This window comes from Bradyrhizobium sp. USDA 4502 (assembly GCF_054063355.1).
In genome coordinates this window covers 8255460-8280580 of sequence record NZ_JBSSGF010000001.1, presented here as the reverse complement: position 1 = coordinate 8280580, position 25121 = coordinate 8255460, and the positions used below count along the sequence as shown (strand labels likewise).

General features: G+C 64.8%; 33 protein-coding genes. 12 read left to right on the top strand and 21 right to left on the bottom strand.

The window, feature by feature from the left end:
• Positions 1–223: 223 nt before the first annotated feature.
• From ACVW1B_RS38530 to ACVW1B_RS38515, 4 genes are all read right to left on the bottom strand, one after another.
• A complete protein-coding gene (locus ACVW1B_RS38530) occupies positions 224–685 on the bottom strand; it encodes a DUF3237 domain-containing protein (protein WP_076832505.1) in 462 nt (153 codons plus the stop codon).
• 4 nt (positions 686–689) lie between these two features.
• Positions 690–2006: a TRAP transporter large permease gene (locus ACVW1B_RS38525; protein WP_028336540.1), complete on the bottom strand. Its 1317-nt coding sequence runs from the start codon at positions 2004–2006 to the stop codon at positions 690–692.
• Between the two features lie 6 nt (positions 2007–2012).
• Positions 2013–2579, bottom strand: a complete 567-nt coding sequence (locus ACVW1B_RS38520; protein ID WP_137481064.1) for a TRAP transporter small permease — start codon at positions 2577–2579, stop codon at positions 2013–2015.
• Between the two features lie 172 nt (positions 2580–2751).
• Complete coding sequence (locus tag ACVW1B_RS38515) at positions 2752–3774, bottom strand: TRAP transporter substrate-binding protein (protein WP_076832508.1); 1023 nt, start codon at positions 3772–3774, stop codon at positions 2752–2754.
• A gap of 268 nt (positions 3775–4042) precedes the next feature.
• Here ACVW1B_RS38515 and pobA point away from each other — a divergent pair, with 268 nt between their 5' ends.
• Positions 4043–5212 (top strand): 4-hydroxybenzoate 3-monooxygenase, encoded by a 1170-nt coding sequence (gene pobA / locus ACVW1B_RS38510; RefSeq protein ID WP_456822845.1) that lies wholly within the window; start codon positions 4043–4045, stop codon positions 5210–5212.
• A gap of 160 nt (positions 5213–5372) precedes the next feature.
• Here pobA and ACVW1B_RS38505 read toward each other — a convergent pair whose 3' ends face one another.
• Positions 5373–5759, bottom strand: coding sequence for a DUF6632 domain-containing protein (locus tag ACVW1B_RS38505; protein WP_253604899.1), 387 nt, complete (start codon positions 5757–5759; stop codon positions 5373–5375).
• A 231-nt stretch (positions 5760–5990) separates the two neighbouring features.
• Between ACVW1B_RS38505 and ACVW1B_RS38500 the strand changes: the two genes are divergently transcribed.
• Entirely contained in the window at positions 5991–6446 is a 456-nt protein-coding gene (locus ACVW1B_RS38500) for a PaaI family thioesterase (RefSeq protein ID WP_076832511.1), read from the top strand.
• Here the strand turns inward: ACVW1B_RS38500 and ACVW1B_RS38495 are convergent.
• Positions 6443–7336 (bottom strand): LysR family transcriptional regulator, encoded by an 894-nt coding sequence (locus ACVW1B_RS38495; protein WP_253604901.1) that lies wholly within the window; start codon positions 7334–7336, stop codon positions 6443–6445. The two genes, ACVW1B_RS38500 and ACVW1B_RS38495, sit on opposite strands and share 4 nt — an antisense overlap.
• A 118-nt stretch (positions 7337–7454) precedes the next feature.
• On the opposite strand from ACVW1B_RS38495, the gene ACVW1B_RS38490 reads away from it, so the two are divergent.
• The gene (locus ACVW1B_RS38490; RefSeq protein WP_057015991.1) at positions 7455–8090 is read left to right on the top strand and encodes a pyridoxamine 5'-phosphate oxidase family protein; all 636 of its coding nucleotides are present in this window, start codon (positions 7455–7457) and stop codon (positions 8088–8090) included.
• Here the strand turns inward: ACVW1B_RS38490 and ACVW1B_RS38485 are convergent.
• Together ACVW1B_RS38485 and ACVW1B_RS38480 are read right to left on the bottom strand one after the other, a co-directional pair.
• The gene (locus ACVW1B_RS38485) at positions 8087–8818 is read right to left on the bottom strand and encodes a glutathione S-transferase family protein (protein ID WP_253604903.1); all 732 of its coding nucleotides are present in this window, start codon (positions 8816–8818) and stop codon (positions 8087–8089) included. The two genes, ACVW1B_RS38490 and ACVW1B_RS38485, sit on opposite strands and share 4 nt — an antisense overlap.
• 64 nt (positions 8819–8882) lie before the next feature.
• On the bottom strand, positions 8883–9116 hold the full coding sequence (locus ACVW1B_RS38480) for a hypothetical protein (RefSeq protein WP_225160897.1): 234 nt from the start codon (positions 9114–9116) through the stop codon (positions 8883–8885).
• A gap of 207 nt (positions 9117–9323) precedes the next feature.
• Here ACVW1B_RS38480 and ACVW1B_RS38475 point away from each other — a divergent pair, with 207 nt between their 5' ends.
• On the top strand, positions 9324–10022 hold the full coding sequence (locus ACVW1B_RS38475) for a helix-turn-helix transcriptional regulator (RefSeq protein WP_028336549.1): 699 nt from the start codon (positions 9324–9326) through the stop codon (positions 10020–10022).
• Positions 10022–10348 (top strand): YkgJ family cysteine cluster protein, encoded by a 327-nt coding sequence (locus ACVW1B_RS38470; RefSeq protein ID WP_253604905.1) that lies wholly within the window; start codon positions 10022–10024, stop codon positions 10346–10348. Before ACVW1B_RS38475 ends, ACVW1B_RS38470 begins: the two co-directional genes overlap by 1 nt.
• Before the next feature lie 7 nt (positions 10349–10355).
• On the opposite strand, the gene ACVW1B_RS38465 is transcribed toward ACVW1B_RS38470, so the two are convergent.
• The 3 genes from ACVW1B_RS38465 to ACVW1B_RS38455 form a co-directional block, all read right to left on the bottom strand.
• Positions 10356–10757, bottom strand: coding sequence for a hypothetical protein (locus ACVW1B_RS38465; protein WP_016847470.1), 402 nt, complete (start codon positions 10755–10757; stop codon positions 10356–10358).
• A gap of 171 nt (positions 10758–10928) precedes the next feature.
• The gene (locus ACVW1B_RS38460; protein ID WP_016847469.1) at positions 10929–11282 is read right to left on the bottom strand and encodes a DUF3307 domain-containing protein; all 354 of its coding nucleotides are present in this window, start codon (positions 11280–11282) and stop codon (positions 10929–10931) included.
• A gap of 187 nt (positions 11283–11469) precedes the next feature.
• On the bottom strand, positions 11470–11709 hold the full coding sequence (locus ACVW1B_RS38455) for a hypothetical protein (RefSeq protein ID WP_253604907.1): 240 nt from the start codon (positions 11707–11709) through the stop codon (positions 11470–11472).
• Here ACVW1B_RS38455 and ACVW1B_RS38450 point away from each other — a divergent pair.
• Positions 11708–13117 (top strand): TAXI family TRAP transporter solute-binding subunit, encoded by a 1410-nt coding sequence (locus tag ACVW1B_RS38450; RefSeq protein WP_253604909.1) that lies wholly within the window; start codon positions 11708–11710, stop codon positions 13115–13117. The two genes, ACVW1B_RS38455 and ACVW1B_RS38450, sit on opposite strands and share 2 nt — an antisense overlap.
• A 162-nt stretch (positions 13118–13279) precedes the next feature.
• Here the strand turns inward: ACVW1B_RS38450 and ACVW1B_RS38445 are convergent, their stop codons facing one another.
• The 3 genes from ACVW1B_RS38445 to ACVW1B_RS38435 form a co-directional block, all read right to left on the bottom strand.
• Positions 13280–14041, bottom strand: coding sequence for a Crp/Fnr family transcriptional regulator (locus tag ACVW1B_RS38445; RefSeq protein WP_092085323.1), 762 nt, complete (start codon positions 14039–14041; stop codon positions 13280–13282).
• A gap of 211 nt (positions 14042–14252) precedes the next feature.
• The gene (locus ACVW1B_RS38440; RefSeq protein WP_016847466.1) at positions 14253–14615 is read right to left on the bottom strand and encodes a PRC-barrel domain-containing protein; all 363 of its coding nucleotides are present in this window, start codon (positions 14613–14615) and stop codon (positions 14253–14255) included.
• A 91-nt stretch (positions 14616–14706) separates the two neighbouring features.
• Positions 14707–14892: a hypothetical protein gene (locus ACVW1B_RS38435; protein WP_310880870.1), complete on the bottom strand. Its 186-nt coding sequence runs from the start codon at positions 14890–14892 to the stop codon at positions 14707–14709.
• A gap of 329 nt (positions 14893–15221) precedes the next feature.
• On the opposite strand from ACVW1B_RS38435, the gene ACVW1B_RS38430 reads away from it, so the two are divergent.
• From ACVW1B_RS38430 to ACVW1B_RS38420, 3 genes are read left to right on the top strand one after another with little or no spacing between them, the layout of a single operon-like run.
• Complete coding sequence (locus tag ACVW1B_RS38430; RefSeq protein ID WP_456813616.1) at positions 15222–15413, top strand: hypothetical protein; 192 nt, start codon at positions 15222–15224, stop codon at positions 15411–15413.
• A gap of 25 nt (positions 15414–15438) precedes the next feature.
• Complete coding sequence (locus tag ACVW1B_RS38425; RefSeq protein WP_225160892.1) at positions 15439–15651, top strand: hypothetical protein; 213 nt, start codon at positions 15439–15441, stop codon at positions 15649–15651.
• Between the two features lie 52 nt (positions 15652–15703).
• Positions 15704–15922, top strand: coding sequence for a hypothetical protein (locus tag ACVW1B_RS38420; RefSeq protein WP_253604913.1), 219 nt, complete (start codon positions 15704–15706; stop codon positions 15920–15922).
• Between the two features lie 176 nt (positions 15923–16098).
• Here the strand turns inward: ACVW1B_RS38420 and ACVW1B_RS38415 are convergent, their stop codons facing one another.
• Positions 16099–16974 carry a DUF6537 domain-containing protein gene (locus ACVW1B_RS38415; RefSeq protein WP_253604915.1) on the bottom strand — a complete coding sequence of 292 codons (876 nt, stop codon included), beginning with the start codon at positions 16972–16974 and terminating at the stop codon, positions 16099–16101.
• A gap of 29 nt (positions 16975–17003) precedes the next feature.
• Entirely contained in the window at positions 17004–17672 is a 669-nt protein-coding gene (locus ACVW1B_RS38410) for a Crp/Fnr family transcriptional regulator (RefSeq protein ID WP_016847460.1), read from the bottom strand.
• 318 nt (positions 17673–17990) lie between these two features.
• On the opposite strand from ACVW1B_RS38410, the gene ACVW1B_RS38405 reads away from it, so the two are divergent.
• Positions 17991–19103, top strand: a complete 1113-nt coding sequence (locus ACVW1B_RS38405) for a cyclic nucleotide-gated ion channel (protein ID WP_057016272.1) — start codon at positions 17991–17993, stop codon at positions 19101–19103.
• 14 nt (positions 19104–19117) lie between these two features.
• On the top strand, positions 19118–19903 hold the full coding sequence (locus ACVW1B_RS38400; protein ID WP_253604917.1) for an enoyl-CoA hydratase/isomerase family protein: 786 nt from the start codon (positions 19118–19120) through the stop codon (positions 19901–19903).
• A gap of 199 nt (positions 19904–20102) precedes the next feature.
• Here ACVW1B_RS38400 and ACVW1B_RS38395 read toward each other — a convergent pair whose 3' ends face one another.
• Together ACVW1B_RS38395 and ACVW1B_RS38390 are read right to left on the bottom strand one after the other, a co-directional pair.
• Entirely contained in the window at positions 20103–20537 is a 435-nt protein-coding gene (locus tag ACVW1B_RS38395) for a DUF6157 family protein (protein WP_253604919.1), read from the bottom strand.
• A 14-nt stretch (positions 20538–20551) separates the two neighbouring features.
• Positions 20552–21205, bottom strand: coding sequence for a glutathione S-transferase family protein (locus ACVW1B_RS38390; RefSeq protein WP_253604921.1), 654 nt, complete (start codon positions 21203–21205; stop codon positions 20552–20554).
• Between the two features lie 81 nt (positions 21206–21286).
• Here ACVW1B_RS38390 and ACVW1B_RS38385 point away from each other — a divergent pair, with 81 nt between their 5' ends.
• Positions 21287–22294, top strand: a complete 1008-nt coding sequence (locus tag ACVW1B_RS38385; RefSeq protein WP_456822844.1) for a helix-turn-helix transcriptional regulator — start codon at positions 21287–21289, stop codon at positions 22292–22294.
• 205 nt (positions 22295–22499) lie between these two features.
• On the opposite strand, the gene ACVW1B_RS38380 is transcribed toward ACVW1B_RS38385, so the two are convergent.
• The 3 genes from ACVW1B_RS38380 to ACVW1B_RS38370 form a co-directional block, all read right to left on the bottom strand.
• Complete coding sequence (locus ACVW1B_RS38380) at positions 22500–22910, bottom strand: hypothetical protein (protein ID WP_253604924.1); 411 nt, start codon at positions 22908–22910, stop codon at positions 22500–22502.
• A gap of 78 nt (positions 22911–22988) precedes the next feature.
• A complete protein-coding gene (locus ACVW1B_RS38375; protein ID WP_253604926.1) occupies positions 22989–23702 on the bottom strand; it encodes a nitroreductase in 714 nt (237 codons plus the stop codon).
• Between the two features lie 98 nt (positions 23703–23800).
• Positions 23801–25051, bottom strand: a complete 1251-nt coding sequence (locus ACVW1B_RS38370) for an acyl-CoA dehydrogenase (RefSeq protein ID WP_253604928.1) — start codon at positions 25049–25051, stop codon at positions 23801–23803.
• Between the last annotated feature and the right edge of the window lie 70 nt (positions 25052–25121).

Genomic DNA, 25121 nt, shown 5'->3' with positions numbered 1-25121 from the left:
CGGCCTCCTCAGGGTGACGGTGATGGAGTTGATACGCGCGGCTCCCTCCACCCGTCGTCCCTGCGAAAAGCGGGGACCCATAACCACAAACGGTTATTGCTGCGCGACGGCGGAACGACGAGTCTCGTTCACGGCACAGACCGCGGAGTATGGGTCCCTGCTTCGCAGGGACGACACCGAATGTGTGGCGGATCCCGGCGGGTGAGACGGCAAGTGTGCGAAGCTACAGCACCTGATGCACGTCGATCACGACGCGGTCGGCGTGGCGGGCGGCGGAGCCGACGAAGATGTGCTGCATCAGCCAGCGGTAGTTTTCGGCGCCGGTTTCGAATTTCGGCACGGTGCGGAAATAGATCAGCTTCGGGTCGACCGGCTCGCCGCGCTTCAGCTTCTGCAACAGCTCGACCGGCCCGAAGCGGATGCCCTTGTTCTCGACATAGACGACGGCGCCGTCGTCGGTCTCGAACGCATATTTCGCCTCCAGCTCGATCAGCTCATTGGGCCGGATGATCTGGAAGTCCGCACCGAACGCCAGCACCTTGCCGTTGACCTTCTCGCCCTTCACCTCGCCGCCGATGATCGGAATGATGCGGCGGACGCCGGTGCCGATGTCGCCGGCGGACGTCACCTCCGCGATCCGGGCGGTGATGGTGAAGACGTATCTGGTCTCAAGCTCGGGATTCATAGGCCTAACCAATCATGCGCTGCGGCAGCCAGGTCGCAAGCAGCGGGAACAGGATCAGGATCACCAGCCGGATCAGGTCGGTGATGACGAACGGCAGCACCCCGACAAAGATCGTCGACATGTTGACGTCCTTGATGACGCTCTTGATCACGAACACGTTCATACCGACCGGCGGATGGATCAGGCCGAGCTCGACCGTCATGACGATGATGATGCCGAACCAGATCGGATCGAAGCCGAGCGCGGTCACCACCGGAAACACGATCGGCACGGTGAGGATCACCATCGCCATCGCGTCCATCAGGCAGCCGAGCACCAGATACATCAGGAGGATCAGCGCCAGCACGCCATAGGGGCCGATGCCGAGCCCGGTGAGGAATTCGGTGACGTGCTGCGGCGTCTGGGTGATGGTGAGGAAATAGCCGAAGCAGAGCGCGCCGATCAGCACCGTGAACACGGCGGCCGCGGTGCGCGTCGCCTGCAGCAGCGATTGCAGGATGCCTTCCCTGGTCAGCTTGCCACGGAGGATACCGATGATGAAGGCGCCCACCGCGCCGACCGCGCCGGCTTCGGTCGGGACAAAGAAGCCGCCATAGAGCCCGCCGATCACGAACAGGAACAGCAGCAGCGGCGACCAGACGTCGCGCAGCGCGACGAAGCGCTCGTGCCACGACGCCTTCTTTCCCGCCGGCAGGAAGCCGGGCCGCGTCACGCCGATGATGCCGATCGTGATCATGTGCATCAGGATCGCGAGCAGGCCCGGCACCACGCCCGCGATAAACAGCTTGCCGATGTCCTGCTGGGTGATGATGCCGTAGACCGCGAGCACGGTGGACGGCGGCAGCATCGCCCCGAGCGTGCCGCCGACCGCGATCACGCCGGCGGCGAAGGATTGCGGATAGCCGAAGCGGCGCATCTCGGGATAGGCGACGGCCGAGAAGGTCGCGGCGGTCGCGACCGACGAGCCCGAGATCGCGGCAAAGCCGCCGCAGGCGGCGATGGTCGCAATGCCGAGCCCGCCCTTCCAATGGCCGACAAAGGTGTTGGCGGCGCGGAACAGCTCGCGGCTGATGCCCGAGACCGACACGAAGGCGCCCATCAACAGGAACATCGGGATCACGCCGAAGGAATAATCCGTCACCGTACGCATCGTGGTCTGGCCGACCAGCTTGAGCGCCGGCGCGAAGCCGGTGAGATAGCCAAAGCCGGTGATGCCGACGAGACCCATCGCCATGCCGACGGGGACACGGAGCAGCATCAGCACGAACAGGCTCACAAAGCCGATGACGGCGACGGTCTCGGGACTGAGGTCGAGACTCATGGCCGTCTACTCCGCGGTCTTGATCTTGGCGTCATGGATATCTTCCGGATGGAAGATCAGACGGTAGGTGCGGATCGCGATCAGCAGCACCGCGGAGACGTCGCCGATCCACGACACCAGGAAGAACGGCCAGACCGGCACGCCGAGATCCATGGTGACGATATGGCTGTTCCTGGTGTCGATCACCTTGTCGACCAGCGTGTAGGTCTGCACGCTCACCACGAACAGCAGCACCAGCGTCGCGAAGATGTCGATCCAGCGCTGGTAACGCGGCGAGGCATTGGCCCAGACCAGATCCACGGTGATGTGGGTGCCGCGATAGCTCGTCGCCGCAATGCCCCAGAAAATCAGGATGCCGAGCAGGAACTGGCCGAAATTGTAGTAGTCGGGGATCGTCACCGCGAAGAATTTGCGCATGAACACCGCGGTGAAGGTGTTGAGCGCGACGACGCCAACGAAGAAGGCCGCGACCCATTCGATCGAATCGATGAAGCGATCCATGAAATTCTTGCGCGCCGGCTCGGGTGGGCCGGTGATAGCGCCGTCTGGGGAAACTTCGGCAGATTGCGTCATGCGTTGCTTCGATGAGCTCCCTCTCCCCCGCTCTTGCGGGGAGAGGGTTGGGGTGAGGGGCTGCTTCCACGAGTCGTGAATGCGGTGAGACCTGTACCCCCTCACCCGGATCGCATCTGACGATGCGATCCGACCTCTCCCCGCAAGCGGGGAGAGGTGAAGGGGAGCGGGATCAGATCCCCGCCTCGAACTTCTTCAGCGTGGCCTGCAGATCGGCGTCGATCTTTGCCGCATCGCCGCCGGCCTTTTTCACCGCCTCGGCCCAGCTGTCGCGCAGCGGCTTGACCGCCTTCTTCCACTCGGCGAGCTGATCCGAAGTCAGCGGATAGACCTCGTGGCCTTCCAGCGCCTTCATCTTGGTGCGGCCATTGGCTTCGAAATCGGTCCAGGGGTCAGTGACCTTGGAGGCCCATTCCGGCGTGCAGTGATCGTCGATCACCTTCTTCTGGGCAGCCGACATCGAATTATATTTGGCGAGGTTCATGTTGTAGGTGAACACCGTCGAATAGAGCGGCACGTCCATGTGGTACTTCACCACCTTGTCGATGCCGAACAGGAAGATCGAGCCCCAGGGGAAGGTGATCTCGTCGGCCACGCCGCGCTCGATCGCGTCGCGCGATTCCGGCGCGGAGGCCTGCACATTGGTGCCGCCGAACATCTTCACCATCTCGCCGATGGTGCTCTGCGCGGGACGCACCTTGACGCCGGAGAGGTCGCTCGGCAGCACGATCTTCTTCTTGCCGTGCAGCGCGCCCGGATCGTGGATGAAGGCGAAGCACAGCTTGGTGTCCTTCATCTCGGTCGGCGCATATTTGTGATACCACTCGTTCAGCGCCAGCGTGCCCTTCTTGCCGTCGGAGAAGGTGAACGGAAGCTGGCCGGCGGCCGCGATCGGGAAACGGCCGGGCTGATAGCCAGGATTGACATAGGTGACGTCGGCGATGCCGTCGCGCGCCATGTCGTAATGGTCGAACGCCTTGCCGAGTTGCTCGGACGGAAACACGGTGACCTTGATGGTGCCGCCCGATGCCTTCTCGATGTCGGCGGCCCAGGCCTGGGTCGCGGGCACCAGCGGATGCGCCGGCGGCACCCATAGCGACACCTTGAGATTGACGGTCTTGTCCTGCGCGACGGCAGGTCCCGCGGCCGGCACGATGGCGGCGGCCATCAACACCGCCAACATTGTCTTCCTCATCACGTCTCCTCCTCTCCAGGACGGGCTTCGTGCCCGGCTCATTACTTAACATGTTATCTAATTCGCGCGGATATTCAAGATGAAATCCGGCGGGCGGACGCCTCGTCGCACCCTCCGCCCGGTCCCGCGCCACCGCATCTTGCGCTGCGGCGAACGCGCGGGTCCCGCGCAAATCCGCCTTGCCAAAATCGTTATATGATATAGTTGCCTTGGCAAGTTGCCAGCGCGGGCACCGACTAAAAGCCTATCCGATCGGGAGGACAAGGTATTGCGGACAAAAGTAGCAATCATTGGTGCAGGTCCGGCCGGACTGTTGCTTGGGCAACTACTTCATACTTTCGGCGTAGACAACATCATTCTTGAGCGGCAGACCCCGGACTATGTGCTGGGGCGGATTCGCGCCGGGCTGCTCGAGGAAGGCACCGTGTCGCTGCTCGAGAGCGTCGGCGCCGCTGCCCGGCTGCACCAGGAGGGCCTCGTCCATCACGGTCTCGAACTGGCGTTCGGCGGCGCACGGCACCGCATCGACCTGCATGGTTCGACCGGCAAGACCGTGACCATCTACGGCCAGACCGAGGTCACGCTCGACCTGATGAATGCCCGCAAGGAGGCCGGCCTGACCTCGATCTACTCGGCGGCCGACGTCAAGCCGCTTGATTTCGATACCGATCATCCGCGCGTCAGCTACGTCAAGGACGGCGTCACCCACGAGATCGCCTGCGACTTCATCGCCGGCTGCGACGGCTTCCACGGCATCAGCCGCGCCAGCATGCCGGCGTCGGCGATCACCAGCTACGAACGGGTGTATCCGTTCGGCTGGCTCGGCATCCTCTCGGAGACGCCGCCGGTCTCGCCGGAGCTGATCTACAGCAACCACGAGCGCGGCTTTGCGCTGTGCACGATGCGCTCGTCCCACCGCAGCCGCTATTACGTGCAGTGCCCGCTCGACGATCATGTCGACCAATGGTCGGACGAGCGGTTCTGGGACGAATTGAAGCGGCGCCTCGACCAGAAGGCCGCCGACGAGATCGTCACCGGCCCCTCGATCGAAAAGAGCATCGCGCCGCTGCGCAGCTTCGTCGCCGAGCCGATGCGGTTCGGCCGCATGTTTCTGGCGGGCGACGCCTCGCACATCGTGCCGCCGACCGGTGCCAAGGGCCTCAACCTTGCCGCCAGCGACGTGCATTATCTGTCGCAGGCGCTGCGCGAATACTACGACGAGAAATCCTCCGCCGGCATCGATGCCTATTCGGGACGCGCGCTGGCGCGGGTCTGGAAGGCGGTGCGCTTCTCCTGGTGGATGACCTCGATGCTGCACAAATTTCCCGACGAGGGCGAATTCGCCGCGCGCATCCAGATCGCCGAGCTCGACTACCTCGTCAGCTCGAAGGCGGCGTCGACCTCGCTGGCGGAGAATTACGTGGGGCTGCCGTTCTGATCACCGACTGCCGGCTTCGTCATCCCGCGCAAAGGCTTCGCCGTTGTCTCGAGGTGCCGGCGCAGCGAGCCTCGAAGGATGCACGGCCCGGCCGGTAGCCGTCGATCCTTCGAAACGGCGCTGCGCGCCTCCTCGGGATGACGGGACGTGATGCCTGGGCTTAGGCAGCCGCAACGGCCGGCTTCGGCATCAGCCAGGCCAGCACCAGCGCGATCAGCAACAGCGCCGGGATGTCGCCCAGCAAGTGACCGCGCTCGGCCTCGTCACTGATCGCCTGCACGGCCATGATGCCGCCATGCACGACGCTCGACCACACCGCGAACCAGATCAGGCTGCGGTGCCGCAGCGGATCGCGCGCGGCGAGCAACAGGAATACGCCCAGCGTCGCATAGATGCCGACGATCATCATCGGGTAATGCGAATGGCCGTGGCCCCAGGACCAGCCGGACGGCCAGAGCTGGAACAGCGGATAGACAGCGAAAATCGCGATCAGACCGACCGCGACGAGCGCAATGCGAAGGCAGGTCAGGCGGGTCTCGGCCGACATGGTCTCTCCTCACGCCATGGACGCGGCGCGGAGCATGTCACAAACTGCGGCCGGATGCGCGTGAACTGCGTCACGGTTGGGAAGCGGCCGCGATGCTGACATTGTATCCCGCACCCGGCGCGAGCGAGCTTCAAACAGCCGTGCAAATCCCGTTTAAAACTTTGTAGGCGGTGAAACCGTCATCGACATCGCGTTCAATGGCGTCAACCCAACGTCATATGCGAGCTTCAGATGACCACCGATACGCAAGTCGTGCCCGACAATCCCCAAGACGTCCCTCAAGGCTTCGAGCCGCTGTTCCGCAAGAGCCCGCTCACCGAACCCTGGGAGCCACTTTACCAGAAGAAGACCGAGCGTGCCGTCATCATCGGCCTGCGGCTGGCGAGGCCGCATACCAACGGCCGCGGCCTGATCCATGGCGGCCTGATCGCAGCCCTTGCCGACAACGCGATGGGCTATAGCTGCGGCCAGGCGACCGGCTGGACCACCTCGTTCGTGACGATCTCGCTCGCGGTCGATTTCGTCGGCTCCGCCAATGTCGGGCAATGGCTCGCGATCGAGAGCGACGTGATCAAGACCGGCAGCACGATCTGCTTCGCGCAGAGCCTGATCAAGGCCGACGGGGTGACCATCGCGCGCGCCAACGGCACCTTCCGCGTGGTGCCGAAGAAGCCGCCGGTGAGCTAGTCGAAATACCAGTCGGTGATCTCGGTCACGAGATCGATGAAGGTCCGCACCTTGGCCGACAACAGCCGCGTCGTCGGATAGACGACGTGGATCGGCACCGCCGGCTGCTCGAACTCGGCGAGCACGATCTGGAGCCGCCGCGCCTTCAGCGATTCGGCGGCCTGGTAGGCCATCACCCGGGTCAGTCCGCCGTCCTGCTCGGCGTACTGGATGGCGGCGTCCGAGCTGTTGCTGGTGAAGCGCGGCGCAGGGGTGATGCGGACTTCGCGGCCATCCTCCATGAAGCGCCAATCCGGCGTCGCGGTCATGGCGCCGAACTGGATCGTGTCGTGGGCGGTGAGGTCCGCCGGTCGCTTCGGCTCGCCGCGACGCTTGAGATAGCCGGCCGACGCCACCACGATGCGGCGCATCCGGCCGACATGCCGCGCCACCAGCGTCGAATCCGGCAGGTGCCCGAGCCTGACCGCGAGGTCGACGCCGTCCTCGACCAGATTGATCCTGCGATCCGACAGCCGCAGGTCGACGCCGACGCCGGGATAGCGCTTCAGATAGGCGCTCACCACCGGGCTGACATGGAGCCGCCCGAAGCCGAACGGTGCCGAGATCACCAGGCGCCCTTCGGGGCGGGTGCGCTCGTTCTCCACCGCGTCCTCGGCCTCCTCGACATCGGCGAGGATCCGGCGCGCCCGCTCCAGATAGCGCGAGCCGGCGTCCGTCAGCGTCACCTGCCGCGTGGTCCGCTGCAGCAGCCGCGCGCCGAGCCGCTCCTCCAGCGCCGCGATCAGCCGCGTGATGGCGGACGGCGACAGGCCGAGCTTGCGGGCGGCGGGGGCGAACCCCTCGAGGTCCGCCACCGCGACGAAGGCCTGCATGGCGTCGATCCGGTCCATGGCACTATTGCATAATCGGCAACAGTGAAGTGTCAATGCACAAGATTGCTTACGATCTGGGAATGTCCATCTTGAGCGGCGAGGACAACCACTCAGGCGCCCGTCACGGGAGGCTCCGATGTCAGATGGTCACAGCTATGCGAGCGACGTCGCATTCAGTCCGGCGGTGAAGGCGATCCAGACCCGCAAGGGCTCACGCGCCACCTACGCCGAAGTCGAGGCACATGGCGGCTGGCGCAGCGAGATCGACGAGAACCTCGCCGGCTTCCTCGGCGAGGTGAACAGCTTCTATCTCGCGACCGCCTCGGCCGACGGCCAGCCCTACATCCAGCATCGCGGCGGACCGAAGGGTTTTATCAAGGTGCTCGACAAGCACACCATCGCGTTCGCCGACTACAGCGGCAATCGCCAGTTCATCACCCAGGGCAATCTCTCGGAGAATGCCAAGGCCTATATCTTCGTGATGGATTACGCGCACCGCCGCCGCGTCAAGCTGTGGGGCGAGGCGAAGGTGGTGGAGGACGATCCGGCGCTGACCCGCACGCTGATGCCGCAGGGCTACCGGGCGCGGCCCGAGCAGGTGATCCTGTTCAAGGTCACGGCGTGGGACACCAACTGCCCGCAGCACATTCCGCAAAAGTTCGACGCGGCCGATGTCGCGGCAGCGCTGGCCTCGCGCGACCAGCGCATCGCCGAGCTCGAGGCGGAGCTGGCCGCATTGAAGGGCCAGCCCGCCCCTGCCGCGCCGGCTTAGGCCGCCTGCTGCTGCAGCGGCGCCCAGGCGAATTCCGGATAATATTGCCGCATCATCCGGCCGACATAGGCGGTGAGATTGTCGAACTTCTCGGTGCGCTCGCGCAGCGGCGAATCGAAGAACGGGGTGAGGATTCCCGCCAGCGCGCCGAACGCGGTGGCATCGGTGCCGCACGGCGCATGGCCCATCAGATACGGCTTGTCGCCGAGCTGCACCGACAGCGCGAACAGCGAGCGGATCGCGAGATCAACGTCTTCGTCCGGTCCGTGGCGGCCAAGTCCGCTCAGCAGATAATTCTCGGCAACGCGGAACTGGGCGTCCTCGCGCATCTTGTCACGCATATGGTCGGGCGCGCCGTCGAAGAAATGCGCGGGCCCCTTGGCGAAATTGGTGTCGTCGACCCATCGCGCGCCGACCAGCGCCCAGTAGACGTGATGCTCGATCATGCGCTCGAAGGCCCAGGCCTGGGCGCGCGCCTGCAGGCTGAGCGGCGCGTCGAAATCGAAGCCGTATTTGCCCTCGATATGGGCGCGGATGAAGGTCGAATCGGCGATCGTCTCGCCGTCGTCGGCGATGAACGGCAGCTGGCCCTTGGGAGACGCCGGCGGCATCGCCTTCTCCTTGCGATAGTCGAGCCCGGCCATCTTGAGCTGGACCTCGGTTTTGGTCACGAAGGGGCTGATTTCCGGCAAGCCGAAGCCCGTGCCAAAGCCAAAAAGCGTAATCATATGAAGCTCCCGATCGCCTGTGGTCGTGAATTGAAGCTAGCTGTCCCCTGCTGCCAGCATGGTGTCAGCAGTAGTGGCATTCACTGTCGAACGGGCCGACGGGTGCGAGGCGGCGAACCGCCCCGCGAACGCGCTTGACCAGCCGTGCCCGCCCGTAGGACCAGACCGTGCTGATCGACTGTGCGATCAGCGCGACCAGGGCCCAGCGCAGGTCGCCGGAGGTGGAGTAGACCGTGACCAGCTGTTCCAGCGCAAAGCCTTGCGCCTGCCGGAAACCGAGTTCGTCAAGATTCGTCATGGACAAATTCCCTTCACTTGAGGTGTTGTCCTGATATAGCCCCCACCTGCTGCCAACATGCTGTCAGCAGTAGCCGGACGGGACCCAGAAAAGCCTGCGCACCGAGAGACGACGAGACCCGTCAAGACACTCGTCAAGACGGCTGCCAAAACCGCTACCGAGACACTCGACAAGACACGTGCCAAGAGAGCGATCGAGAGAGTTGCCATGAGACGCGCCGACCGGCTGTTTCAGATCATCCAGGTGCTCCGCCGCACCCGTAAGCCTTTGACCGCCGATGCAATCGCAGCCGAGCTCGAGACGTCGAAGCGGACGATCTATCGCGACATCGCCAGCCTGATCGAGCAGCGGGTGCCGATCCGCGGCGAGGCCGGCATGGGCTACATCCTGGAGAAGGGATTCGACCTGCCGCCCTTGATGCTGACACCCGACGAGATCGAGGCCTGCGTGCTCGGCGCACAGTGGGTGGTCGGCCACGCCGATCCGGCGCTGGCGCGCGCGGCCGAGGACCTGATGGCCAAGATCGCCGAGACCGTGCCCGACCGGCTGCGGCCGTTCGTGCTGGAGCCGGCAAGCCGGGCCCGCTCGGCCTGGAACCGGGAGCCCGACCGCATCGACATGGTCAGGACCCGCAGCCAGATCCATGAGGGCAAGAAGATCACGCTGAACTATCGCGACGAGCATGGCCGCGATAGCGAGCGCACGATCTGGCCGATCGCGGTCGGCTATCACGAGGCGGTGCGGCTGCTCGCCGCCTGGTGCGAGCTGCGCAAGGATTTCCGCAGCTTCCGCACCGACCGCGTGGTCACGGCGGTCTATCACGACGAGAAGTATCCGGAGCGGCGCGACCTGCTCAGGGCGCGCTGGCGGCGCAGCCTGGTCTGGGAAGCGCCGAGGGACACCTGATGGCCGACAACGCGACCGACACAAGCCCCTGCCCGTCCTGCGGCGCCTGCTGCAGCTATTCGGAGAACTGGCCGCGCTTCACCATCGAGGACGACGCGCAGCTCGATCTGATCCCACCGCAATTCGTCAACGCGCGGCAATCAGGCATGCGCTGCGAGGGCGATCGCTGCTCGGCGCTAGCGGGCCGGGTCGGAGAAGCAACGCGCTGCGAGGTCTATCCGGTGCGGCCGGAAGTATGCCGGACCTGCCAGCCGGGCGACGCGGAATGCGCGATGGCGCGGCGCCGGCACGGGCTGCCGCTCATCGCGAGCGCGCAGCCGATCTAACCAGACGTTACGCCGTGACCCTGTCGCTGACGTCCTCGTCGTCGAGTTCGTCATCGACGATCGGCGCGAAGGTCGTCAGCGGCTTGGTCGACAGCGTGATCGGCTTGCGGCCACCATGCGAAACGGTGGCGGCGCGGGCCGGCTCGCGCGACAGCGCGTAGAGCGTCGAGCCGACACGGCCGCCTGAATTCGCCAGCTCCCACTCGCTGCAGCTCGACGCGATCGCGACCGCGAGCGCGTGCAGATGGCTGCGGCGATAGCAGAACAGCGCGAGCCTCGCCCTGACATCGGGCGCGACATTGGCAACCAGCAACGAGAGCCCGTTCGGATTGGCGCGATACATCTGGCCGAGCAGATCGTCGGCCACCGGGCAGGCATCGTTCTCGAAGGCGTCGCGGCTTGAAAACATTTGCAAATCCCCCTCGATCGGGAAGATGCCGCGTAATCCTCTAACGAAAGGTTAACCACGGCCTCCGGTCGCTTCCGGAGGGTCTTGCCCGTTGCGCGCGAATCACATCCGCCCGCCGCAACCCGGCTGGATTCGTGGTTCAGGACGGGAGGAAAGGTGCGCGCGAGCCGCTCAGTTCGCGGCCATGTAGATCGACAGCGCGAAGCCGGTGAGGTGGTGCAGCGCCTGGTCGACCCCGATCAGGGTCCAGAACCAGGGGTGGCCGGATTCCAGCGTCACGCCGAAATGCGAGGCGCAGATGCCCTTGGCCCGATCGACGATGATGTGGATCACGAAGTCAATGAAGGCGACGTACCAGAACCGCGGCGCCACCACCAGGATCAGCGCCAGGGCGACCGCGAGATGGACCAGGCAGTGCGCCAGCAGCGGCAGCGCCCAGCCGGTCTTCTGGTCCTTGCCGATCGCCATCCAGGCGTTCTGCAGCATGAAGTCGGCGATGATGTGCTTTGCGGTGAGAAGCAACATCCATCCCACCAGGGCACCAACCGACACCGACGATGACATGGAGGGAAACAACAAGCTGACGCCCTTTTACTTCGATGAATGTGATTGCAAGAAATCCGGGTCAGGCCGTCAGCACAATTCCGCAAACCGAAGCGTGTCTCATTTATGACATCTCCGGCGCCGGAATGCACCTGCGCCTCCTCGAAAATCACATCTCGGTCCGACCGTCGATAGTGGCAATGGTCATGTGGCATCGCGGCGCAGGCCGGCCGAGATTAAGGTTACGGCCGGCGGCCGGTTTGCATTCCCCCCGGGGAGGTATATCGTCGGCAACATAGGAAATTTTCTTTCTTTTATAGCCATTTACGGATTCACCGGGCAGCGCCGCGCCGATCGGGTCGCGGCAATGGGCCGTCCCGGACGGGTGATGAGCCAGGTAATCAGCCATGAGTGCCGAAGCCCCCTCGCCTGCGCCGATGCCGCCGCCGCGCCCTCCGGTCGCCAAAACGGTCGTCAAGACCAACCGCGCGCAGATCATCGTCTTCACCCTGCTGACGCTGCTCCTGAGCGCGGTCACCGTGATCGGCGGCCGGCTCTGGCTGCGCAATTCCGAAACGCTGGTGTTCGCGGTCGGCGATGCCAAGGGCTCGGAGGCGAAATTCGCCGCCAGGCTCGCCATCGTGCTGAAGAATAATTCGTCGCGGCTGCGGCTGAAGATCGCGCCGAACCCCGACAACGCCAAGGCGCTGGCGCAATTCGATCGCCGCGACGCCTCGCTTGCCATCCTGCGTACCGACGCAAGGGTGCCGCCGCGTGCCCGCGCCATCGCGATCCTCGAGCATGACGTGGTGCTGGTGCTCAGCCCCGGCGGCAAGAAGATCAAATCGCTGAGCGAGCTCAAGAAGAAGCGGATCGCGGTCGTCGGCGACGGCGAGAACAGCGTCAATTTCGTCCGCAGCGCGCTCGAGATTGCCGACAGCCCCGACGCGGCGCAGCGGGTACAGCAGGCGCCGCCGAACACGCCTTTCGACAAGCTGTTCACCTCCGGCTTTGCCGCCGTGATCGCGATCGAGCACGCCTCGAAGATCGTGAAGGACAAGACCTACGAGCAATATGCCAAGCGCGCCGGCGGCTTCACGCTGAATGCGATCGACGCGGCCAAGGCGCTGGCGCGCAAATACCCGGCGATTTCGGAGGAGACGGTCTCGACCGGCATGCTGTCGTCCTCGCCGGCGATCCCCGATGACGAGGTCGACACCATCGGGCTGGAATGGCTGCTGGTCGCGCAATCCTCGATGTCCACGACGACAGCCGCCGAGCTCGCGCGCATCATCTATGAGAACAAGTCGGAGCTTGTGCTCGACGACGGCTTCGCCTCCAAGATCGAGCCGGCGGCGACCGACAAGGACGCATTCATCGTCGCCCATCAGGGCGCCGCCGAGTACATCAACGACGATACCAAGTCGTTCATGGATCGCTACAGCGACGTGATGTATCTCGCTGCCGCCGCGCTCAGCATCATCGGCTCGATCTTCGCCGCGATCTACACCAAGATCACCCGCGTCGCACCGGAGAAGGCCAGCGAGCTGGCGGGCAGGATCCTCGACATCGGCGAGCGCGTCGAGCACGCCACTTGCGCCGAGCATCTCGACGAATTGCAGGACGAGCTCGAGGCGATCCTGCGCGGCGCGGTGACCGGCCTGCGCGACGGCACCGTTTCCGGCGACGGAATGGACACGTTCAAGCTCGGCTACGAATTGGTCCGCGACGAGATCGCACTGCGCCGCGATCACCTCAAGCGCCACCCGGCGACGCCGGACGAGAACCTCGTGGTGGTGAAGGCGGCGAACGGGTGAAACCAAGCCGTTGGTTGCGCCACAGATACAACTGTCGTCCCTGCGATCGCGCCACATGCACCACTGTCGTCCCGGCTTTCGCCAGGACGACACCGCCTATGTTAAACGGCCGGTGAACCATACATCCGCACGCTCTCGACATGCACCGGAGCGCAGCGCTTACTACCCGACCGCCGCGTCCGTCGGCGTCGCAGCGGCGTCGAGCTGCCGTCCCTCGTGATCCATATGCAGGTAGTTCGGGTTGAACAGGCCGGCGTGCATCAGCCGCTCGAGATTGGGGACGACCAGGGTCTTTCCCTTGAGTACGATCAGGCCGCCGGCGCGCAATTCCTGCAGCGTTCGGTTGACGTGAACCTTGGAGAGCCCGGTGGCATCGGCGAGATCGCCCTGGGTCAGCGGGAAATCACAGCTGTCGCCCTGGGTCAGGCCTGCAGCACGCAGCCGGAGCCAGATCTCGCACAGCAGATGGGCCATCCGCTCCAGCGCCGTTCGCTGGCCGAGGCTCATGGTCCATTCGCGCTGGATCGCCGCGTTGACCAGGGTTTCCCACCAGAACGCGGTCACGATGCGCGGATGTCCGGCCGCGACCTTGTCGAAGAATTCGCGGGAGAGGTCGGCGATCGACACTGCCGTGACGGTACCGATCGAATGATCCATCTCGCGCAGGATGAAGACGTTCACGTCGCAAATGTCGCCGGGCAGAAAGAAGGCCACGATCTGACGCCGGCCGTCCTCGAGCTGCTTGTAGCGATAGGCCCAGCCGGACAGGATCAGATGGACGTCCTTCGGCTTCTCGCCCTCGCGGACGATGTCGACCCGCGGACCAAAATGGCGGACGCGCTCGGTAGACGCGCGATTGAGAAGGACCTGGTCTACCGGCGAAAGCCGTGCAAACTGCTCCAATTTCCGGATTAGCGACGCCAACGATTGGTCTCCCGCATGTTTAATCGGGCAACTGCAGGACCGACTTCAATTACGTATGTTACCTTGCACAGCTATTGACGTATGTTCACTAGTGTACAGACGTCCCAAGGATGCGACGGTTACATCCCGAGCATCACGCACACCTCGGCTCCCGGTGGGTACCACCGGTGAAATACGGGTCCCCCGGCTCGGGGGGACGTCTAAGGGACGTTCAGACGAACGGCACGCCGTAGTAGTCGTTCACCGCGCGCGTGGTGCCGATATCGGACCAATTCCACTCGCGCTCGCTGCCGTATTTCGGCGCGCCGCGCAGCTGGCTCTCGGTGACGCCGGTGACATAGCCGCCCAGCCTCGTGTCGTATTTGAGCGACTGCCAGGGCAGCGGATAATGGTCGTTGCCGAGACCGAGAATGCCGCCGAAGCCGAGCACGGCGTAAGACACCCGCCCGCTCTTCTTGTCGATCATCACCCGTTCGATCGAGCCGATCTTGCGCTCGTCGGAGCCATAGACCGCGGTGCCCTCGACCTTGTCGCTGCCGATCAGGTTTCCGACCTCCTTCTCGTCCATCGCCATGTCAGTTCTCCATTGATCCCTCGACGCCAACGGTCGGCCCGGGTCATCGTTCCTGCCGCATTGCCGCGATTGCTGCAGAGCGGAACGCCGTTCAGCCCGTTGGAGGATCGCCGCGGTCGTCCGATGTCATGCCGGATCCCGGCGTCTTGTCGGCATCGTTCAATTTCGGATCACGCGTCGCTTCGCGCGCATTCGACTTTCGCGGGTCGGTCTTATGCGCGGTCTGCGCGCGCTGCTTGTCGGCCGGCTGCTCCTGCCCCTTGTTGTCTTTCACGATGCCCTAATTGGAATGTGCCACTGCTTATGTCCTTCTTGTTGCCTTGGCTGCCTTGGTTGAAGACATGCGGGCCCCGGCGATCAAATTCGCCGAGGCCCGTCACCGGAGTGGTCCACCGCCTTTCGGGGAGCAAAGCAGCGAACGCACGGGTGTTACGCAGAGCACCGAAGATCGTTCCTGCGATCTTCGCGATCCCAGGTCGCGATCTCAGGTCTCGATTTTGGGTCGCGATTTCGGGCGCGCGTTTTTTTCAATTCGACCGATGTCATGGGTTAACGACGGCATCCCGGGAACAAGCCTAGTATTGCTGGTTCCAGCTCGGAGACGGCATGATCAAGAAGAAGCGCAAAAGATCGCGGCCTCCCGGATCGTTCGAAAACCGCTTGCAGAAATTCGCCGAAGATTCGCGCATTGCGGCACGCAAGCTGCCGCCGGGACGGGAACGCGAAATGCTGATGAAGAAGGCCAGACAGACCGAGACTGTGATGGAAGTCAGCGAATGGCTGACGTTCCGCAAGTAGCCGCGAGTCGCAAAGGAGAGCTGCGATGATCGAGGAACGGTTTGACTCACGCACGCTCTTCGCCATGAACGCTGCGCTTGATCGCGTTTGCGCAGACGCAGCTCACGGCGAGGAACATGACACCCGCCGCCGCGTTGCCAGATACATCATCAAATGCGCCAAGAGCGGCAGGACGACGCTTTCCGAGCTGACCGAAGCCGGACGGCAGGCGCTGGCCAAGGCTACCGCCGCGGCGTGAAAACCGGCGCAAGTGCCCTGTTGCCCTCGGCCCTCAGCAGAGGCAGCTACGCATGCGCATTGCAATCAGCATCGGCCTGCTGGCCTTTTTGGCCGCCGTCGGCGTCTACGCCTATGAAGGTCTGACTGTGGACGCTCCGGTGCCGACCTATGGCATCGTGGTGTTCACGATCGGCATTGCGCTTCTGGCCGCGGTCTGCATCGGCCTGATGGGCCTGTTGTTCTATTCCAGCCGCCGCGGCTACGACGAGCCGCCGCACATCAAGCGGTAGAGAGCGGGAATGCAACGCACTCGAGCCCGTCACCGTCATCCTGAGGAGCGCGGAACGCGCGTCTCGAAGGATCGACGGCCCGCCTGTGGCCGTGCATCCTTCGAGGCTCGCCCAGCGGCGCAAGTGCGCCGCAAGGCTCGCACCTCAGGATGACGGGTCCAGCACTGACATCTCGTTCAATGCGACTCAACTCCCGGCGCCCGGGCGCGGATCTCCGCGATCTTGCGCTTCAGCGCTGCCTGCCGCGGATCGGGCATGGTGGCTGCGCGCGCTTCCGCAATGGCGCCGGCAAGGTCGGGGAGCACGAGCACGCCGTCGAAGGTCGGCTTGGCGAGCCCGTCGATGATCACGTGCCAGTCCGCGATGCCCTGGCGGTAGGGATCGCCGTAACCCTGGATCATGGTCGCGGTCTGCACGACCGCCGGGGCGGCGCCCGGCTGCTTGGTCAGGCTGCGGTCGATCATGTGCAGCCAGCGCTCGACCCAGACGCGCTCCCTGGCATAGCGTCCCGAGAACAGCCGCCAGCGCTTCAGGCCCGCCTCGATCCTGAGCCGGCGAACGCTGAAGCGGTTGTTGGCGCTGAAGCGAATCGAGACCCGGCGACGCCGCCAGCCGAACTGATCCAGCACGCCGAGCACCGGATCGGCGACCACGGCCGGCAGGGCGTCGATCAACTCGTCCAGGCGAAACTTCTTGACGTCGTCGGCCGAGCGCGCCGCAAGGCCGCCCGCCGCACTGACTTCGCCAAGCTTGAGCTGCGCGATGCGGATCGCGTCCTCATACGCCATGCGCTCCGCCATCAGGCGGCCGATCTCGGCAAGCAGGGCGTCGTCGACGCCGCGGCGGCCGACGAAGCGCTTGAGCCGGTCGATATAGAGCTGTGCGTAGCTCGTGCTCTGATAGGCGATCAACAGATCGATGGCCTTGGTGACGGCCGGCCCGAGATGGTCCGGGCAGGCGTCGGGCAGCACCGGCGGCCCCTCGTCCTCATCGCCGATGATATCGGCAAAGAGGTAACGGAGCGAAGCCAGGAGACCGTCGTCATCCGCCACTGCGGCGCCTCCAGAACTCGTCACGGGGCTCATGCAGGTTTGGGCTCCGCGACCTGTGGGGTGGCGTGCTGCGCGAGCTGCTGCTCGAGCGTCGAGATATTCTGGAACAGGCGGGCGCTGGCGAGGCGCAGGAAGTAGAAGCCGAACGCCGGGTTCTGGACGTAGAGCTGCTCGACCTGGTCATAGGTCACCGACAGCACCATGCCGGTCTCGACGCACTCCAGCGTCTGGGTTCGCGTGTTCGACGGCGACAGCATGCCGAACTCGCCGACTAGGGCGCCGACCGGCAGCTCGATGCCGGATTCGACCAGGCGGAAGCGGCCACTGACAATGTAGAACATGCTGTCGGCCTTCTCGTCCTTGTAGAACAGGACTTCGCCCGCGGTGCATTTGCGTTCCGTCGTGAACGGCTTCAGCCATTCCATCGACAGATCGCTGTTGACCGATTTCTTCACGTTGCGGACCAGTTGCAGCATCTGGTGCAGCCGATAGGTGTTCACCGGCAGCAGCACGGCATGCAGGATCAGCGTCGCGTAATTGTGGGTCGGGACGGCGGTCGCGATCAGGATGATGTTGGTCAGGATGGCGAAGACGCGCAACGGGATCATGGTCCGCATCGACAGCGTGGCAACCACGAAGATCGATGCGAAGAAACTGCCGGCGGCGCCGGCGTGCTCCGCGAGATGTGAGGTATCCATCGGAAACCAACCAATTTCTCAAGAAGTGAATAAGATCGCCTTATTAGTCGCTTCATTCCGGCCAAGGTCGCATCGGCGAACCAGCATCCCTGATATACGGGGAAAAAGCGACGTTTTGTCCGATTTCTCACATTCGCGGGCGCAAAATCGGGCCAACATGGTTAGGCCTTTCGTCCAACTGATGGGTCTTCCGCCGCGAGCATCCCGCCATGGCCTGCGCGTTGACGGCCTCAACCGGGAGAGGCACGTTGTGACATCGGCTCTGCCGTTCGCAGGGCCTCAATTCCAGCAATTCATCGACAGGCAAGCTCCGTACCGATGTCCAAGCGGCTCGTCCTTCCGGCCTTGACGCGCTTCGTTTCCGCCACCGCCGGCCGCAACATGACCACGGCGGCCTATGTCGCCGTCGCGGCCGGTGTCGCCATGATGACGCTGCTGACGGTCGCGCCGGCCCATGACGCGGCGCCGCGCTGGGTGGATGCGCTGCTGTGGGCCTGCCTTGCCTATTTCGTATTCGAATGGCTGGTGCGGCTGCGCCACATGGGCCGGCAGGGCAAATTCTGGTTCTACGCGCTGTCCAGCGCCGGCGTGGTCGACGCGATCGGCGCGCTGGCCGTGCCGGTGGCCTTGCTGTCCGGAGTCGAGCCGAAAACCGCCTGGCTGCTCGGCGTGCTCTGGGTGCTCAAGGTGGTGCCGGGCATTCCCGGCCTGCGCCAGCTCCGGCGCGTGCTGGTCGTGGAATCCGGGCCGCTGCTCAGCGTGCTCGTGATCTTCCTGATGGTGGTGTTCCTGGCCTCCGTTGCGGAATATTTCCTGGAGCGGGACGTCCAGCCGCAGACCTTCGGCAGCGTGCCGGCGGCGCTGTGGTGGGCGGTGGTGACGCTGACCACGACCGGCTACGGCGACGTGGTGCCGATCACCCCGCTCGGCCGCGTGGTCGCCGCCATGGTGATGATCTCGGGCCTCGGCGTGTTCGGGCTGTGGACCGGTATCCTGGCGACCGGTTTTGCCGCCGAAACCCGCCGCGACAATTTCTTGCGAACCTGGGAGACCGTCAGCAAGGTGCCGTTCTTCGCGCATCTCGGCCCGGCCGCGATCGCCGACGTCACCCAAATGCTGCGGACCATGGACCTGCCGCCGCGCACCATGATCATCCGCAAGGACACCAATGGCGACTGCATGTATTTCGTCGCCGCCGGCGAGGTCGAGGTCGACCTGCCCGGGCGCAAGGTGAAGCTTGGCGAAGGCGAGTTCTTCGGCGAGATGGCGTTGCTCGGCAACACCAAGCGCGGCGCCAGCGTCTCGACCAGCAAGGTGACCAGGTTGTTGGTGCTTGACCTGGTCGATTTCCGCCTGTTGATGGCAAGGCATCCCGATCTCGCCGAGACCATCGACGCCGAGGCCAAGCGGCGCGAACGTGAGAATCAATAATGATGGAGACCAAGATGGCTGACGCGGCCGACACCGCCAGCGGACCCGTGCTCGAAATCGCGGGCGCGCGCGCAACGATCCGCCTCAACCGGCCGAAGCACCTCAACCGCCTGCAGGCCGAGGATCTCGGCGAGCTGCTGACATTGTTCGACCGGATCGAGGCCGATCCCGCGATCCGCGTGCTGGTGCTGACCGGAACCGGCCGCGCGTTCTCCGCCGGCTACGACCTCAACTCCGTCGCCGAGCGCGCGGTGAGCGCCAGCGAGCAGCAGAGCGCGGGCTCGGCGTTCGAGGTCGTGGTCAACCGCCTCGAGGATCTCAGCGTGCCGACGATCTGCCGGCTCAATGGCGGGGTCTATGGCGGCTCGACCGACCTCGCGCTCGCCTGCGACTTCCGCATCGGCGTCGATACCGCCGAGATGTTCATGCCGGCGGCGCGGCTCGGGCTGCACTATTACAAGAGCGGCATCCAGCGCTATGTCACGCGGCTCGGCGTCGATAACGCCAGGATGCTGTTCCTGACCGCGCAGAAGATATCGGCGCCCGAGATGCTGCGGATCGGCTACCTCACCGCGATGGTATCGCTCGACCTGCTCGACGAGGAAGTCGACAAGCTCGCGACGATTTTGGCGGGCAACGCGCCCAAGGCGATGGCCGGCATGAAGCGCGCAATCAACGAATTCGCCCGCGGCGAGCTCGACGAGGCCGCCGCCGACGCCCGTCACCGCGACAGCATGCGCGGCGACGAGATCAAGGAAGGCATCAAGGCCTTCGCCGAGAAGCGGGCGCCGCGGTTTTAGCGATTGGTCGCACGGCACACTCCCTTCACCCTCCCCTGGAGGGGGAGGGTCGGGTCACATGGAGCGCAGCGGAATGTGAGACGGGGTGGGGTGATCTCTCAGCACGAACGGTGCCCGAGTGGAGAGATCACCCCACCTCGGTTCGCATTGCATGCGAACCGATCCTCCCCCTCCAGGGGAGGATGAGAGCAGTGCCTCTTCACGCCCGCTTCGACCGCATCGCACGGACCTGCGCGATGTCAGGATCCGCGGCGAGTGCCTGGTAGCGCTTGCTGTCGACGGCGTAGAGCGCGATGCGCCCCTCGGCGTCGGCATGGACACCCCAGCCGAAACGCTTGCCGAGCGGCGAGGCGCGCATGCAGGCCTGGCCGCGCGAGAAGAACGTCTCGCGGGCGAGGCTGTGCGCCTTCTTCGCCGCTCTCGCATCGAGCGCACGGCCGGCCGCCGACGTCGCGAAAACCACATCGTCAGAGGTGTACTTGTAGGGCGCGCCCGCGATCATCCGGTATTGCAGCACGGCGACCGTCGGCTGGCCGCCGCGCAGCTGCGGCTCCTCGCCGCGCTGCGCCGGGCAGTCCTCCGCGACGTGGATCAGGGTGTTGAAGCAGTTGGTGCTGTGCAGGACTTTCGCCATCGGCCCGATCCGTATCACACTCCGGCGACTGCTGCATGCTGCGCCGCCATCTCGTCATCGGCCTTCGATATCCGCTGGAAAGCCGGGCGCGCGGCGATGCTCTCGGTATAGCGAACAAACACGTCCCTTTTCGGCACGATGCCGAACATCATGGTCCAGCTGAGCGCGATGCCCCAGAGGATGTCAGCCGCCGTGATCTCTTCGCCGAGCAGATAGGGCCCCTTTGCCAGCTGCGATTCCAGCGCGCCCAGCATGGTGTCGTAATCGGCATAGGGCGACTGCGTGATCGGCGCGGGCTCGCGCTTCATGAAATGGTCGATCACGGCCGGCTCGAACGATGAGCCGTAATAGGCGATCCAGCGCAGATACGGGCCGCGGCGCGGGTCGTTCAGCGCCGGCGTCAGGCCGGCCTGCGGAAACAGATCGGCGAGATAGATGAAGATCGCGACCTGCTCGGTGATCAGCGCGTCGCCGTGGCGGATCGCCGGCACCTTGCCGAGCGGATTGATGGCGAGATAGGCGTCCTTGCGCTGCTCGCCCGCCTTCATGTTCAGGACCTGCAGGTCATACGGCGCGCCGAGCTCCTCCAGCAGCACGCGGGTGCCGGTGGCGCGGCTCTGCGGCGAATAATACAGCGTGACGCGGTCGGTGGGGGCAGCGGTGGTCATGGCGGGTCTCCTTGCGCCGTCGGGGCATGGCCCCGTTATGCCCGCCTATACCTGACATCTTGTGTCAGGTATGATCCGGCCATGCGCGCGAGCCGGCTGTTTTCCATCCTCACCACCCTGCAGGCGCGGGGCCAGGTCACCGCGCCTGAGCTGGCGGAAGCCTGCGAGGTCTCGGTGCGCACGATCTATCGCGACATCGACGCGCTCGCGGCCGCCGGCGTTCCGGTTTACGCCGACCGTGGCGCCGAGGGCGGCTATCGCCTGCTCGACGGCTATCGGGTGCGGTTGAACGGCCTGTCGCAGGGCGAGGCCGAGGCGCTGTTCATGGCCGGACTTCCGGGGCCCGCCGCCGCGCTTGGCCTCGATGCCGCGATGGTGGCGGCGCAGACCAAGCTGATGGCGGCGCTGCCGGAGAACCTGCGGCCCAACGCGCGAGGGATGCAGCAGCGCTTCCATCTCGACGCGCCCGGCTGGTTCGGCGAGACCGAGGAGCCGGAGCATCTGCGCGCCATCGCCGGCGCCGTGCTGCGCGAGACCATGCTCGAGATCCGCTACCAGAGCTGGAAAGCCGAAAAGCGGCGGCGCGTGGCGCCGCTTGGCCTCGTGCTGAAGGGCGGCAGCTGGTACCTCGCCGGCCTCGTCGACGGCAATGTGCGCACCTACCGCGTCGCGCGCGTACTGGATTGCACCGCGCTGGAGACGCCGTTCGCGCGGCCGGCGGAGTTCGACCTCGCCGCCTATTGGCGCGCCTCGATCGAGCGGCTGGAGGCCGAGCTGCATCCGAACGAGGCCACGGTGCGGCTGTCGCCGCTCGGGCTGAAACTGTTCGATGCGCTGGCCCACCCTTACGTGAAGGCGCGGATGCAGCTCACTGATGGCACCGACGCCGACGGCTGGCGGCTCGCCACCATGCCGGTCGGCAAGACGGTGTGGCATGCAGCGACCGAGCTGCTGCGGCTCGGCGCCGAGGCCGAAGTGGTCGCGCCGTTAGAGTTGCGCGAGAAGATGGCCGAGCTGACGGGCGCGATGGCCGCGCGCTATGCCGACGCGCCGCCACGCCGCGCGATGGCGGGCGCTAAAGCGCGATGAGATTGGGTGAATGGAGCCGCAGGAGCAGTGCGCTCCCTCGCCCCGTTCTTACGGGGAGAGGGTCGGGGTGAGGGGCTGTCTCCGCGCATACGGTGATAGCTGCGCTTGCTGAGACTCCCCCTCACCCGGAACGCATCTAACGATGCGTTCCGACCTCTCCCCGCGCGCAGGGCGAGGTGGAGCAGAGTCTGCGGTTCGCTGCTTGCTAGTAGCGGCTGTCGGAGCTGATGACGAAGCGGTCGAAAAAATTCACCGGCAGAATTTCGAACCGATCCAGCGTCAGCGTAATCCCGGTCACGAAGTCGACGCCCTTGATCGTGCCCTCAAGATCGATCCGCCGGCCGCGACGCAGGCCGCGGGTTTCCGGATGTTGCTCGATGTCGATATAGGCATAGATCGGATTGTCGAGCCGCGAATGGCGATGCCAGCCGCGCTGCAGGAAGCTGAATTGCAGCACCGAGCCCGCGCCCCAGTCGATCGCGTCGAAGAAGCGGGTCTTCCAGGCAACGGGCCGTCCCAGATAATGCGCGGCGATGAACGCGTCGCGCTCGAGTGCAGGCAGACGGTGCAGCTGCCAGCTGATCTCCGCCGGCGTCAGGGAGGCGTTATTCGCCATTGTTGTTCTTGTCGTTTCTTCTTGTAGCTCTTCTTATCCTCGGCGGGAGGGTGAACCGACCTTCCCGCCTTGAGGAAATTATACATCAACGAATGTGACAGTATCTTCCACGGTCGCGCGCGACGTGCGGTAGCTGTTCACCTTTTGCGCGTGATCCGCATAGCCGAACGAGATACCGCAGACAACCCGGCGATCGTCGGCCAGGTTGAAATGACGACGGATCAGCCCGGAATGGCGCGCGATCGCCGCCTGCGGGATGGTGCCGAGCCCGAGCGCCTGCGCCGCCAGCATGAAGTTCGAGACATAGCCGCCGCAGTCGATCGCACCATAGATGCCGAGCGGCTCATTGGTGTGGATCACGGCAATGTGCGGCGCGCCGAAGAAATTGTAGTTTTCCAGCGCCTGTTTTGCATAGGCCGGCTTGTCGCCGCGCGCGATGCCGAGCGTGCTGTAGAGCTGGAAACCGCTTTCGCGGCGGCGCTCCAGATAGACGCCGACATATTCGCGCGGCGGCGTGAAGTCGTAATCCTCGCCGAGGCCGCGCGACGCCTCGGCATAGATCGCCTTGCGAAACCGCTCCTTGGCCTCGCCGGAGACGATCAGCACCTGCCAAGGTTGGCTGTTGCACCAGGATGCGGTGCGCTGCGCAGTCGACACAATGTGCTCGATGACCTCGCGCGGCACCTCGCGCGGCTGGAACGCGCGCACCGAGTAGCGCTCGTTGAGCAATTCCTCGAGCGCGCCGATACGGTCCTCGGTCGCGTAGCGCGGGTTCGGTGTCTTCGCGTCCATGATATATCCTCTTTTTTCGTCATTCCGGGGCACGCGAAGCGTGAACCCGGAATCTCGAGATTCCGGGTTCGATGCTTCGCATCGCCCCGGAATGACGACTAACCACCCCGCCCCTTGGTCGGGATCTTGTTGTAAGGCACGTCCTTGTCGACGCGGATGTCGCCGGGCAGGCCCAGCACGCGCTCGGCGATGATGTTGCGCAGGATCTCGTCGGTACCGCCGGCGATGCGCATCGAGGGCGACGACAGCAGCATCTGCTGGAACTGGCCGTTGGCCTGCTCCTCATCGGTGCCGGTGAGGCTGCCCGCCGCGCCCTCGAGGTCCATCGCATAGGTCGCGATGTCTTGCAGCATCAGGCCGGAGACGAGCTTGCCGATCGAGTTTTCCGGGCCCGGTCGCTCGCCCTTCGACAGCGCCGAGATGGCGCGGTAGCTGGTGTATTTCAGCCCGCTCGCCTTCACCGCCCAGCTCGCAAGTCTGGAGCGCACCGCCGGATCGTCGATCGCAAGACCGTCCTCCAGCATCAAATTGGAGCAGAACTCGAACATCTCGGGCACGCCGGTGGCGAGCCGCGCGCCGATCGACATGCGCTCGTTCATCAGCGTGGTCAGCGACACGCTCCAGCCCTCGCCGACCGCCCCTAACCGCTGGCTGTCCGGGATTACGACGTCGGTGAAATAGACCTCGTTGAACTCCTGCATGCCGTTGGCCTGCTTGATCGGCCGCACCTCGACGCCGGGGCTCTTCATGTCGAGGAAGAACATGGTGAGGCCCTTGTGCTTCGGGACATTCGGATCGGTGCGCGCGATCAACAGGCCGTAGTCGGAGTAATGCGCGCCTGACGTCCAGATCTTCTGGCCGTTGACGACCCAATTGTCGCCTTTCTTCTCGGCGCGGGTGCGCAGCCCCGCGACGTCGGAGCCGGCCGACGGCTCGGAGAACAGCTGGCACCAGATCTCCTCGCCGGAGGCGAGCTTCGGCAGATAGCGGCGCTTGGCATCCTCGCTGCCCCAGGCCATCACAGTCGGGCCGCACATGCCCTCGCCGATCTGGAACGGCTGGGTCAATTTGCCGTAGACGCCCTCTTCCTGCTGCCAGATCACGCGCTCGATCGGGGTGGCGCCGCGGCCGCCATATTCCTTCGGCCAGTGCAAGCAGGCCCAGCCGCCCTCGGCCTTCCTCTTCTGCCAGGCCTTGCCGACCTCGACCATGTCGTGCCTGGCGAGCCTGATACGGCCGAGCGACGACTTCGAGAGCTCCTCTTCGAACTCCTTCGGCGCATTGGCCGCGATCCAGTTGCGGGCGATGGCGCGGAACTCGGCTTCCTGCGGCGTGTCATCGAAATTCATGGCGGCTCCTTTGTTCTGTCATTCCGGGGCGATGCGCAGCATCGAACCCGGAATCTGGAGATTTATTGTG

What these genes read in the sequence shown, in the direction of transcription:
- ACVW1B_RS38530 (WP_076832505.1), bottom strand. Translation starts at nt 685, where the DNA reads ATGAATCCCGAGCTTGAGACCAGATACGTCTTCACCATCACCGCCCGG.
- ACVW1B_RS38525 (WP_028336540.1), bottom strand. Translation starts at nt 2,006, where the DNA reads ATGAGTCTCGACCTCAGTCCCGAGACCGTCGCCGTCATCGGCTTTGTG.
- ACVW1B_RS38520 (WP_137481064.1), bottom strand. Translation starts at nt 2,579, where the DNA reads ATGACGCAATCTGCCGAAGTTTCCCCAGACGGCGCTATCACCGGCCCA.
- ACVW1B_RS38515 (WP_076832508.1), bottom strand. Translation starts at nt 3,774, where the DNA reads ATGAGGAAGACAATGTTGGCGGTGTTGATGGCCGCCGCCATCGTGCCG.
- ACVW1B_RS38505 (WP_253604899.1), bottom strand. Translation starts at nt 5,759, where the DNA reads ATGTCGGCCGAGACCCGCCTGACCTGCCTTCGCATTGCGCTCGTCGCG.
- ACVW1B_RS38500 (WP_076832511.1), top strand. Translation starts at nt 5,991, where the DNA reads ATGACCACCGATACGCAAGTCGTGCCCGACAATCCCCAAGACGTCCCT.
- ACVW1B_RS38495 (WP_253604901.1), bottom strand. Translation starts at nt 7,336, where the DNA reads ATGGACCGGATCGACGCCATGCAGGCCTTCGTCGCGGTGGCGGACCTC.
- ACVW1B_RS38490 (WP_057015991.1), top strand. Translation starts at nt 7,455, where the DNA reads ATGTCAGATGGTCACAGCTATGCGAGCGACGTCGCATTCAGTCCGGCG.
- ACVW1B_RS38485 (WP_253604903.1), bottom strand. Translation starts at nt 8,818, where the DNA reads ATGATTACGCTTTTTGGCTTTGGCACGGGCTTCGGCTTGCCGGAAATC.
- ACVW1B_RS38480 (WP_225160897.1), bottom strand. Translation starts at nt 9,116, where the DNA reads ATGACGAATCTTGACGAACTCGGTTTCCGGCAGGCGCAAGGCTTTGCG.
- ACVW1B_RS38475 (WP_028336549.1), top strand. Translation starts at nt 9,324, where the DNA reads ATGAGACGCGCCGACCGGCTGTTTCAGATCATCCAGGTGCTCCGCCGC.
- ACVW1B_RS38470 (WP_253604905.1), top strand. Translation starts at nt 10,022, where the DNA reads ATGGCCGACAACGCGACCGACACAAGCCCCTGCCCGTCCTGCGGCGCC.
- ACVW1B_RS38465 (WP_016847470.1), bottom strand. Translation starts at nt 10,757, where the DNA reads ATGTTTTCAAGCCGCGACGCCTTCGAGAACGATGCCTGCCCGGTGGCC.
- ACVW1B_RS38460 (WP_016847469.1), bottom strand. Translation starts at nt 11,282, where the DNA reads ATGTTGCTTCTCACCGCAAAGCACATCATCGCCGACTTCATGCTGCAG.
- ACVW1B_RS38450 (WP_253604909.1), top strand. Translation starts at nt 11,708, where the DNA reads ATGAGTGCCGAAGCCCCCTCGCCTGCGCCGATGCCGCCGCCGCGCCCT.
- ACVW1B_RS38455 (WP_253604907.1), bottom strand. Translation starts at nt 11,709, where the DNA reads ATGGCTGATTACCTGGCTCATCACCCGTCCGGGACGGCCCATTGCCGC.
- ACVW1B_RS38440 (WP_016847466.1), bottom strand. Translation starts at nt 14,615, where the DNA reads ATGGCGATGGACGAGAAGGAGGTCGGAAACCTGATCGGCAGCGACAAG.
- ACVW1B_RS38430 (WP_456813616.1), top strand. Translation starts at nt 15,222, where the DNA reads ATGATCAAGAAGAAGCGCAAAAGATCGCGGCCTCCCGGATCGTTCGAA.
- ACVW1B_RS38425 (WP_225160892.1), top strand. Translation starts at nt 15,439, where the DNA reads ATGATCGAGGAACGGTTTGACTCACGCACGCTCTTCGCCATGAACGCT.
- ACVW1B_RS38420 (WP_253604913.1), top strand. Translation starts at nt 15,704, where the DNA reads ATGCGCATTGCAATCAGCATCGGCCTGCTGGCCTTTTTGGCCGCCGTC.
- ACVW1B_RS38410 (WP_016847460.1), bottom strand. Translation starts at nt 17,672, where the DNA reads ATGGATACCTCACATCTCGCGGAGCACGCCGGCGCCGCCGGCAGTTTC.
- ACVW1B_RS38405 (WP_057016272.1), top strand. Translation starts at nt 17,991, where the DNA reads ATGTCCAAGCGGCTCGTCCTTCCGGCCTTGACGCGCTTCGTTTCCGCC.
- ACVW1B_RS38400 (WP_253604917.1), top strand. Translation starts at nt 19,118, where the DNA reads ATGGCTGACGCGGCCGACACCGCCAGCGGACCCGTGCTCGAAATCGCG.
- ACVW1B_RS38395 (WP_253604919.1), bottom strand. Translation starts at nt 20,537, where the DNA reads ATGGCGAAAGTCCTGCACAGCACCAACTGCTTCAACACCCTGATCCAC.
- ACVW1B_RS38390 (WP_253604921.1), bottom strand. Translation starts at nt 21,205, where the DNA reads ATGACCACCGCTGCCCCCACCGACCGCGTCACGCTGTATTATTCGCCG.
- ACVW1B_RS38385 (WP_456822844.1), top strand. Translation starts at nt 21,287, where the DNA reads ATGCGCGCGAGCCGGCTGTTTTCCATCCTCACCACCCTGCAGGCGCGG.
- ACVW1B_RS38380 (WP_253604924.1), bottom strand. Translation starts at nt 22,910, where the DNA reads ATGGCGAATAACGCCTCCCTGACGCCGGCGGAGATCAGCTGGCAGCTG.
- ACVW1B_RS38375 (WP_253604926.1), bottom strand. Translation starts at nt 23,702, where the DNA reads ATGGACGCGAAGACACCGAACCCGCGCTACGCGACCGAGGACCGTATC.
- ACVW1B_RS38370 (WP_253604928.1), bottom strand. Translation starts at nt 25,051, where the DNA reads ATGAATTTCGATGACACGCCGCAGGAAGCCGAGTTCCGCGCCATCGCC.